The following is a 9,465-nucleotide window of genomic DNA, read 5'->3' as shown; positions in this document are numbered from 1 at the left end:
GTACTCAAAAGGAAAACCCCGCCGGAAATCCGACGGGGTTTGTCAGCGGTCTGAACCGCGCTTCGGCGCGGTTTTTTGTTGCCCCGGCGGCGGCGCGCGGGCGCTATACTGCGCCCTGGGCAGCAGGGAGTACCGCCATGGAAATGCCGAAGCCGGATGGCGCGGTCATCGCCCGGCGACATGAAATCGCGACAGCGCTGCGCGGGATTGTGCCGGGCGAAGGCGTGATCGTCGACGAGGAGGCGCTGCGCCCCTACGAATCCGACGGGCTGACCGCGTATCGCACCCTGCCGCTGATCGTCGTCCTGCCGGAAAACACCGGACAGGTCAGCCGGGTGTTGCGCTACTGCCACGAAAACGGCGTCAAGGTGGTGCCGCGCGGCGCCGGGACCTCGCTGTCGGGCGGCGCGCTGCCGCTGGCGGACGGCATCGTCCTCGGCCTCGGCAGGTTCAACAGGATCCTGGAAATAGATTACGGCAACCGCTGCGCCGTGGTGCAGCCGGGCGTGACCAATCTGGGCATTACCGACGCGGTGCGGGCCGACGGCTTCTACTACGCGCCCGACCCGTCCAGCCAGATCGCCTGTTCCATCGGCGGCAACGTCGCGGAAAATTCCGGCGGTGTGCACTGCCTGAAATACGGGCTGACCACGAACAACGTGCTCGGCCTCGAATTCGTCACCGTCGACGGCGAAATCCTGCGCATCGGCGGCAGGCATCTCGATTCCGGCGGCTACGACATGCTGGGGCTGATGACGGGGTCGGAAGGATTGCTGGGCGTTGTCACCGAGGTCACGGTGCGGCTGCTGCGCGCGCCCGAAACCGCGCGCGCCCTGCTGGTCGGGTTCCCGTCAAACGAGGCGGCGGGCGAATGCGTCGCCGGGGTCATCGGCGCGGGGATCATTCCCGGCGGCATGGAGATGATGGACCGGCCCGCCATCGCGGCGGCGGAGGCCTTCGTGGAAGCCGGGTATCCGCTCGATGTCGAGGCCCTGCTGATCGTCGAACTGGACGGGCCCGAAAGCGAGGTCGCCTACCTGATCGGCGAGGTCGAACGGATCGCGCGGGACAAGGGCGCGGTGTCGATCCGGATTTCCACCAGCGAGGCGGAGCGGCAGAATTTCTGGGCCGGGCGCAAGGCGGCTTTCCCCGCCATCGGCCGGATTTCGCCGGATTACTACTGCATGGACGGCACCATCCCGCGCAACCAGCTGCCGCGCGTGCTGACCCGCATGGCGGAACTGTCCGACCAATTCGGCCTGCGCGTCGCCAATGTCTTCCATGCTGGCGACGGCAACCTGCATCCGCTGATCCTCTACGACGCCAACGAGCCGGGCGAACTGGAGCGGGCGGAGGAATTCGGCGCCGAAATCCTCAGGCTCTGTGTCGAGGTCGGCGGGGTGCTGACCGGCGAGCACGGCGTCGGGGTCGAAAAGCGCGACCTGATGGGCACGATGTTCACCGAGGACGACCTGAACCAGCAGCAGCGGGTCAAATGCGCCTTCGACCCGAATTCGCTGCTCAACCCGGGCAAGGTCTTCCCGCAGTTGCATCGCTGCGCCGAACTGGGCCGGGTCCATATCAGCCGGGGGCAGGTGCGCTTCCCGGATATTCCAAGGTTCTAGCAGACGCATGGCAACCATCCTCAGACCCGAAAACGCCGCCCAGGTGTGCGACGCCGTCGCCTGGGCCGTCAGCGAGGAAACCCCGTTCGAGGTGATCGGCGGCGGCTCCAAGCGCGCCATCGGGCGGCCGGGCAATGCCTCGCATACGCTGGACCTGTCGGCGCTGCGCGGGATCACGCTGTACGAGCCGGAGGAACTGGTGCTCTCCGCCGGGCCCGGCACGCCGATGGCGGAAATCGGCGCGGCGCTGGCCGAACGGCGGCAGGAACTCGCCTTCGAACCGCCGGATTACGGGCCGCTGCTCGGGCTCGAAGAGGGGGCGGGGACGCTGGGCGGCGTCATCGCGGCGAACCTGGCCGGGCCGCGCCGGATAAAATCCGGCGCCGCACGCGACCATTTCCTGGGGTTCGCGGCCGTGAACGGTCGGGGCCAGGCGTTCAAGTCCGGCGGCCGGGTGGTCAAGAACGTGACCGGCTACGACCTGTGCAAGGTGATGGCGGGATCCTGGGGCACGCTGGGCGCGATGACCCAGGTGACGGTAAAGGTGCTGCCGGCGGCGGCGAAGCTGCGCACCGTGCTGGTCTTCGGCTGCGACGGCGCGCAGGCCACGGCGGCGATGACCCTGGCGCTGAATTCGCCCCATGACGTGTCGGCGGCGGCCTGGCTGCCGGAGGAAATCGCGGCGCAGTCCGGCACCGGCTATGTGCGCGATGCGGGCGGTTCGGTGACCGCGATCCGCATCGAGGGGCCGGGTCCGTCGGTCGAATATCGCTGCGACGCGCTGCGCGGGCTGTTGGGCGGGTTCGGCCAGACCGAGGAACTGCACGGCCGAAATTCGGCGAACTTCTGGCGCGAGGTGCGCGACGTGCGCTGTTTCGCCGGCGGCGGCGACCCGCGCGTGGTGTGGAAGATTTCGGCGCCGCCGCAATCGGGCGCGGCGCTGGCCGGGGAATTATGCGATGCTCTGGAAGGAGAGGCCTTCCTCGACTGGGGCGGCGGGCTGGTCTGGCTGGCGACGCCGGCCGCCGATGGCGGGCATGAAGCGGTTCGGGCGGCGGTCGCGCAATGCGGCGGGCATGCCACGGTGATCCGCGCGCCGGCGGAACTGCGCGCGGCGATCCCGGTGTTCCAGCCGCCGGACCCGGGCCTTGCCCGGCTCAGCCGGCGGCTGAAGGAAAGCTTCGATCCGCGTCGGGTGCTCAATCCGGGCCGGATACAGGCGGGGGACTGACGACACATGCAGACAAGGTTTTCCCTGGCCCAGCTTGCCGACCCGGATATCGCGGTGGCCAACGGCATCCTGCGCAGCTGCGTGCATTGCGGCTTCTGCACCGCGACCTGTCCGACCTATGTGCTGCGCGGGGACGAACTGGACAGCCCGCGCGGGCGGATTTACCTGATCAAGGAAATGCTGGAAGGCGGCAGGGACGCAACGGAACGGGTCGTCCGCCATGTCGACCGCTGCCTGTCCTGCCTGTCCTGCATGACGACCTGTCCCAGCGGGGTGCATTACATGCACCTGGTCGACCATGCCCGCGCCCACATCCAGAAGACGTTCGAACGGCCTTTCCCGGAACGGATGCTGCGCTCGCTGCTGAAGATCGTCCTGCCGAACCCGAACCTGTTCCGCCTCGCGCTGATGGGCGCGTGGTTCGCGCGGCCCTTCGCAAATCTGGCGCCGGGGCGGCTGAAGGCGCTGCTTCGCATGGCGCCGGCGCATATCCCGTCGCCCTCGCCGATGGACAGGCCGCAGGTGTTTCCCGCGCAGGGAAAGCGGCGCGGGCGGGTCGCGCTGATGACCGGCTGCGCGCAGAAGGTGCTGAACCCGGCGATCAACGAGGCGACGATCCGCCTGCTGACCCGGCGCGGGGTCGAGGTCGTGGTCGCCCGCGGCGCCGGATGCTGCGGGGCGCTGACCCATCACATGGGGGAGGCGGAGGACAGCCATGCCCGCGCGGCGCGGAATATCCGCGCCTGGATCGCGGAGGCGGATGGCGCGGGGCTGGATGCGGTCATCGTCAACGCCTCCGGCTGCGGTACGACGCTGAAGGATTACGGCTTCATGCTGCGCGAGGATTCGGCGCTGGCGGAAGACGCCGCACGCGTTTCCGCGCTGACAAAGGATATTACCGAATATCTGGCCGAGGTCGGGCTGGGCGAGATCGTGGCCCCTTCCGGCCTGGCCGTGGCCTATCATTCCGCCTGTTCGCTGCAGCACGGGCAGAAGATTACGGCGCTGCCCGGAAAACTGCTGGGCGCGGCCGGGTTCGATGTGCGCGCGGTGCCCGAAGGGCATCTGTGCTGCGGCTCGGCGGGAACCTATAACCTGCTGCAGCCGGAACTGGCGGGACAGTTGCGCGACCGCAAGCTGGCCAATATCGCGCGCACCGGCGCTTCCATTGTGGCCGCCGGGAATATCGGCTGCATGGCGCAGATCGCCGGCGGCGCGGATATCCCGGTCGTCCATACGGTCGAACTGCTGGACTGGGCGACGGGCGGGCCGATGCCGGACGCGCTGGAGGGGCGGCTGTAATGCGCGGCGCGGCGTTGTTCGCATTGCTGCTGCTCACGGCCTGCGGCAGTCCCGACGAAACCCGGCTGTGGGCGCCGGGCGAGGCGGTTGTCCTGCCGCCGCCGACGGTCGTGCCCGAACCGCCGCCATTGACGGCGCCTCCGCCAGTCAAGCCGCTGCCCCCTCCGCCGCTTCCGTTGCAGCGGCCGTCACGGCCTTATTACGAGCCGCCCGACCATGAACCCTCCGTCCAGTCGCGCGGCAGGCTGACCGACAGCGAGGCGCGGGCGCTGCGCGGCGTCCGGCAGTCGATCGATTCCTCGATCAACGAACTGGAGCGCCGCGCGCGGTTCGGCGACACCACGGCGGCGGAAGACCGGGAACTCCGCACCCTGAAGGCGCGGCAGCGCGATGTGCTGCGCCGGCTGCGCGGCAGCTGATTTCCCTGATTCCCCGGCTAGATCAGATCGTGGTTTGTTGGAATCGCCTATGGCGATCCAACAATCACGTGGATCTGATCTATCTTATTGAAAATATAGCACTTTCACAGGATTGAATAGAACCTGTTGTGGTTCTGTTCAATCCTGATGTGCTCTATTCCAGCGTGCGCAGGAATTTGGTGCGGTCGCTCGCGGCCTTCATCAGGAAGCTGAGATCCGACCCGCCGAGGATCATGCGGATGCCCTTGGCGCAATACCGTTTGACGAGTTCCTCGTCATAAATTCCGCCCATTGCGGCGGTGATGCCGTGTTTTTTCGCCGCGCCGCAGACCGCGTCATAGGCATGTTCGATCTTCGGGTTGGTGTAGTCGCCGGGCACGCCCATTTCATTGGACAGGTCGTTGGTGCCGATCAGCAGCACATCGACCCCCTCGACGGCGGCGATGGCGTCGATATCGTCCACGGCCTTCGGCGATTCGACCATGACCACGACCATCGTCTGTTCGTTCACGACCTCCTGGTGCTTCACATTGCCCAGCGCGGTGAAGCTGACCTGGGGCACCGTGCCGCCATAGGAGCGGTGGCCGATGGGCGGGTATTTGCTGTTGTCGACCGCCTGCCGCGCTTCCGCCACGGATTCCACATGCGGGACGACGATGCCCATGGCGCCGGTATCGAGAATGCGCGAGGCATGGAAGTGCTGCGGGCCCGGCACGCGAACGAAGGGCGTGACCCCGGCATGCAGCCCGGCCATGCAGATCTGCGACGCGGTATCGAGGTCCAGCGAACTGTGCTCCATGTCGACGAACAGCCAGTCATAGCCGCAGGTCCTGGCGATGGTCGCGATATCCACGTGGCGCGCCTGGCGCAGCCCGATGCCGAGCGCGAGCCCGCCGGCGGCGAGTTTTTCCTTGGTGTGGTTCTTCAGGATAGTCATTGGTTGGTCCCCCTGGATAAGGCAGGCGGGCCGGGGTAAGCCGGCCCGCCGCCGGGTCGTTATCTTCTAGTTATGGCCGAGACTGCGCAGGAATTTGCTGCGCGCCTTTGCGCCCGCCATCATGAAGCCGAAATCCGCGCCGGCGCTCAGGAAGCGCATGCCCATATCGACGTATTTCTTCGTCAGTTCCTCATCGCCGACGCCGCCCAGCCCGGCGAACTTGCCGTGTTTCTGGGCCGCCGCGATGGCCTTGCCGACGGCGGCGACGACGTCGGGATGGCCGAACTGGCCGTGCAGCCCCATTTCCGCCGCCAGATCGTTGCAGCCGACATGCAGCATGTCTACCCCGTCCAGCGCCGCGATGGCATCGGCATTCGCGATGCCTTCCGGCGTCTCCAGCATGATGATCAGCAGCGTGTTCTCGTTGGAGATCGTGCCGATCTCCGATACGGGCAGGGCCTCGAAACCGAGCTGCGGCAGCGGCCCGCCGAAAGAGCGGTGACCGACCGGCGGGAACTTGCACTGGCTGACCGCGCGTTTGGCTTCCTCCACCGTACTGACATGGGGAATGATGACGCCCATGGCGCCGTTGTCGAGGATCCGGGCGGCATGAAAATGTTCATGGCCTGGGACCCGGACCAGCGGGGTGATTCCCGCATCCAGCGCGGACACGCACATCTGCGCCGCGGTTTCCAGGTCCATGGCGCCGTGTTCCATGTCGATGAACAGATGGTCGTAATCGCAGGCCTTGGCGATCCTGACGACGTCCGGCCCGTACAGGCGGCGGACCTGGAACCCCAGCGATGTCTTGCCCTGTTTCAGGCGTTCCTTGGCGTGATTGGGTGTTATTGTCATTCTGATTTCCCTCTATTATCGCGCGATTATCGTGCGCGATGTGTTTTTGTTGCCCGCATGGCGGGACAGGCTAGCGGGTGAAAGCGTCGCCGCCAACTGTTACGATGGACCGGCAGGCATATTCGGTTTGACTCGGCCGTTGCGAGGGCGTGTCATTCCCCTGCTGAATACCAATCGCGAGGAGCCGCTCATGCTGAAACCCGTGAAAGTGGATCTTTCGGAACTCTATATTCCGGTGAAGCGGCGCAATGAAATCGACGCGGACAGGGTCGCGGCGCTGGCCGAGGAAATCCTGGAGGAGGGCCAGAAGGTGCCGATCCAGGTCCGGCGCGACAAGAAGCGGACCTTCGTCGTGGTCAACGGTGCGCACCGGATCGAGGCGGTCCGGTTGCTGGGCGAGGCGGAAATCGACGCCTTTATCGTCGGCGAGGGAAAATTCTGACGATGCGTTTCAGCTGATTTGCCGGGCCATGAACCAGGCCATTCCCGCCGCGAGGGGGATGAGCAGCCCGGCCGAAACGCGCCAGCCCAGCGCCATGCCGCCCCTGATACCGGAAATCGCGGCCTTTGCCGCGCCATTGGCGGTCGCGGCGATCAGGACGCCAAGGGTAAAGACGGGAACCGGCAGTTCGTTCAGGGTCATGCGTCCCAGCGACAGGGTGATCGCGTCCACATTCGCCAGGCCGGAAACGGCGGCCAGGAAGTAGACGCCGCTGTGCCCCAGCGTGTCGATGAGCAGTTGGGACAGCGCCAGGACAACGACCAGCAACAGCCCGAAACCGATTGCCTCCTTCAACCGGAAGGGATTGCGGATCGTCGGCTGGGCGTCCGATTCCGTCTTGCGCGCCAGCCACCAGGCAAGGCCGGCGGCCATATACGTCCCCACCGTCATGATCGCCAGCGGCAGCAGCAGCGGTAGGACGAGTGCCGGGTTAAGAGCCGATGCAATGATCAGGATGCGGGGATACATGGTCGCGCCCGCCGCGAGAATGCCCGACGCCAAAGCGTTCTCCTGCCCCGCATTCTCCGGCGCCAGCCGTGAGAGGCTGAGCGTGACGGCGGTGGACGAGGCCAGTCCGCCGAAGATGCCGGTCAGCAGCGCGCCATGCCGCGCGCCGCCGATCTTGATCGCGAAATATCCGACATATGAAAGCCCGGCTATGAGGACGACCATCCACCAGGTTTCATAGGGGTTGAAGGCGTCCAGCGGTCCGATCGTCTGGTTGGGCAGCACCGGAAGCAGCGCCACCGATATCAGCAGGAACTTGAGCGTCGCATGCAGTTCATGCTCCTCCAGCCTGCTGACCCAGTCGTGCAGAGTCGGCTTGAAGCCGAGCAGCATGGTGGTGACGACAGCGGCCGCGACGGCCGGCGCCTCGTATCCGAGCGGCACCAGCGCGCCGAGAACGAAGGTCAGCAATCCCGCAAATATGCTTGTCGCGCCGATATCGGCGCTTTCCTGGGTGCGGCGGAAATAGGCGACGGCAAACAGGAGCGCGACGGCGACAATGCCGAGGCCGGGCAGCAGGTCTCCGTCATCGCCGCCGGCCAGCCCGGCGCCGCCGCCCAACAGGCCGATAATGCCGTAAGTGCGCAACCCCGCGACCCGCTGTCCTTCCTCGATATCGCGGTTATCCCAGCCCCGTTCCAGCCCGATCAGCAGACCGATCGCAAGCGAAATGCCTAGAAACAGGAGCGGCGTCAGGTCGGGATCCGGAATCATGTCAGCCACAAAAGCAGATTGAAGACAGGTCGCCTTTCATCTGGCGCGGGAATTGCGTCAGATTGATGGCGTGATGCGCTACATCTCCAAAAGATAGATCAGATCACCATTTGGGCCATGGGCGCCAGGGAATGGTCCACGATTTTTCTGATGCGGCCCCGGACCTCATCGTCGCGCCAGCCCGTCAAGCGCCAGGCCGATGATCCTTGCGCCTTCGGCGCGGACCATGTCGCGCCACGCCTTGCTGTCGGGAAAGAAAAGGCCGCCGATATCGGCGCGGCGCTCGGCGGCGGTCCGGCGCGCCTCGAGCCGCAGGACGGAGCGGGTGGTATAGGTACCGAAATCCGCGTGCGCCGCCGTCAGGGTATGTTCCCGCAACCGGTCGCCGAAACCCAGGGCGAAGCAGTCCAGCGCGGCCGGCCCGTCATCTCCGGTCCCGGATTCCTCGCCGAACCAGTCCCTGACGCGCCGGTCGCCGGCGGTATCGGGTTTGTGGCATGAGGCGACATTCACGGCGCCGGCGGGCAGCAGGCTGGTGTGAAATTCGATCAGGCCGATATCCCGGGCGTGTTCGCAGGCTTCCTGCGCGATGCTTTGGAAAATGTCGATCAGCCAGGCGGGTCTGGTATCCGCCGCCGGCGCTTCGGGTTCGCCCGTGCCGGACAGGCCTTTGGCGCGGGCGTAGCGGGCAAAGCGCCGGGCGGCGGCGTTGAGGATATTGTCGCTCCAGTTCCGGTCCGACCGGGCGTCAGGGGCGGCCAGCCCGCCGGCGCCGACCCCTTCGGGCAGGATTGCGTGGATGAAGATCATGCCGGTATCCGGCGCCAGGCGGCGCTGCCGTCCTTCCGAAAGCCAGTCGGTGAAGATCGTCGATCCGCAGAAGCCTTCGACGCCATGCAATCCGCAGGACAGGATCAGGACGGCGGATGCATCCGGCGCCCCGAGCCGCGCGATATCGACCCATACCGGCGACCGGCTGTCACCGGCGGGAACGTTGCGATAGGCGGTGGTGGACGCGCCGGCAAGGCTGCACGCGGCCAGAAACCGGTTGCGGGCATCGTCCCGGGCCTGCTGACGTTTCTGATCCGTCATGCTGTCGTCACGGCCTGCGCGCGGCTCTTGGCGGCGGGCTGCGCCGGATGGATCGATTCGATCACCCAGCGGCTGGCCCGGCTCGTCAGGACCTCGTAGTATGTATCCATGTCGGCCATGCCAGAAACCCGTATCAGATTCGCGCCATCGGAAAACGCGGATTTGGTGACATTGTCGCCATCTTCCGGCCAAAGGGAAGCGAAGAAGCCGCAATGCGGACCACAATCAGGGCTGAATCATAAATTGTTAATGCGCTGAGGGACGAACAGGATTCTTATGAC

Annotated in this window: 10 protein-coding genes; 5 read left to right on the top strand and 5 right to left on the bottom strand. The window is 66.1% G+C overall.

Annotated elements, in window-relative coordinates; genetic code table 11:
• Window positions 1-137: 137 nt before the first annotated feature.
• Genes WD767_04135 through WD767_04120 form a run of 4 tightly spaced genes read left to right on the top strand, consistent with a single transcriptional unit; the run spans window position 138 to window position 4,577 of the window.
• Complete coding sequence (locus WD767_04135) at window positions 138-1,625, top strand: FAD-linked oxidase C-terminal domain-containing protein (protein ID MEX2615264.1); 1,488 nt, start codon at window positions 138-140, stop codon at window positions 1,623-1,625.
• A 7-nt stretch (window positions 1,626-1,632) separates the two neighbouring features.
• Complete coding sequence (glcE, locus tag WD767_04130) at window positions 1,633-2,856, top strand: glycolate oxidase subunit GlcE (protein MEX2615263.1); 1,224 nt, start codon at window positions 1,633-1,635, stop codon at window positions 2,854-2,856.
• A gap of 6 nt (window positions 2,857-2,862) precedes the next feature.
• Complete coding sequence (gene glcF, locus WD767_04125; GenBank protein MEX2615262.1) at window positions 2,863-4,158, top strand: glycolate oxidase subunit GlcF; 1,296 nt, start codon at window positions 2,863-2,865, stop codon at window positions 4,156-4,158.
• Window positions 4,158-4,577 carry a hypothetical protein gene (locus tag WD767_04120; GenBank protein ID MEX2615261.1) on the top strand — a complete coding sequence of 140 codons (420 nt, stop codon included), beginning with the start codon at window positions 4,158-4,160 and terminating at the stop codon, window positions 4,575-4,577. Before glcF ends, WD767_04120 begins: the two co-directional genes overlap by 1 nt.
• 154 nt (window positions 4,578-4,731) lie before the next feature.
• On the opposite strand, the gene WD767_04115 is transcribed toward WD767_04120, so the two are convergent.
• Together WD767_04115 and WD767_04110 are read right to left on the bottom strand one after the other, a co-directional pair.
• Window positions 4,732-5,514 carry an aldolase/citrate lyase family protein gene (locus tag WD767_04115; protein MEX2615260.1) on the bottom strand — a complete coding sequence of 261 codons (783 nt, stop codon included), beginning with the start codon at window positions 5,512-5,514 and terminating at the stop codon, window positions 4,732-4,734.
• Between the two features lie 66 nt (window positions 5,515-5,580).
• On the bottom strand, window positions 5,581-6,369 hold the full coding sequence (locus tag WD767_04110; protein MEX2615259.1) for an aldolase/citrate lyase family protein: 789 nt from the start codon (window positions 6,367-6,369) through the stop codon (window positions 5,581-5,583).
• Between the two features lie 190 nt (window positions 6,370-6,559).
• On the opposite strand from WD767_04110, the gene WD767_04105 reads away from it, so the two are divergent.
• On the top strand, window positions 6,560-6,811 hold the full coding sequence (locus WD767_04105) for a ParB N-terminal domain-containing protein (protein MEX2615258.1): 252 nt from the start codon (window positions 6,560-6,562) through the stop codon (window positions 6,809-6,811).
• Window positions 6,812-6,820: 9 nt separating this feature from the next.
• Here the strand turns inward: WD767_04105 and WD767_04100 are convergent, their stop codons facing one another.
• From WD767_04100 to WD767_04090, 3 genes are all read right to left on the bottom strand, one after another.
• The gene (locus tag WD767_04100) at window positions 6,821-8,092 is read right to left on the bottom strand and encodes an MgtC/SapB family protein (GenBank protein MEX2615257.1); all 1,272 of its coding nucleotides are present in this window, start codon (window positions 8,090-8,092) and stop codon (window positions 6,821-6,823) included.
• 165 nt (window positions 8,093-8,257) lie between these two features.
• The gene (locus WD767_04095; GenBank protein MEX2615256.1) at window positions 8,258-9,184 is read right to left on the bottom strand and encodes a DUF2817 domain-containing protein; all 927 of its coding nucleotides are present in this window, start codon (window positions 9,182-9,184) and stop codon (window positions 8,258-8,260) included.
• Entirely contained in the window at window positions 9,181-9,303 is a 123-nt protein-coding gene (locus WD767_04090) for a hypothetical protein (GenBank protein MEX2615255.1), read from the bottom strand. Before WD767_04090 ends, WD767_04095 begins: the two co-directional genes overlap by 4 nt.
• Window positions 9,304-9,465 lie beyond the last annotated feature (162 nt).

The organism is Alphaproteobacteria bacterium, assembly GCA_040905865.1.
In the GTDB taxonomy this organism is placed as follows: domain Bacteria; phylum Pseudomonadota; class Alphaproteobacteria; order UBA8366.
The sequence above is the reverse complement of the archived record's forward strand: the minus strand, read 5'-3'. Positions and strand labels throughout refer to the sequence as shown.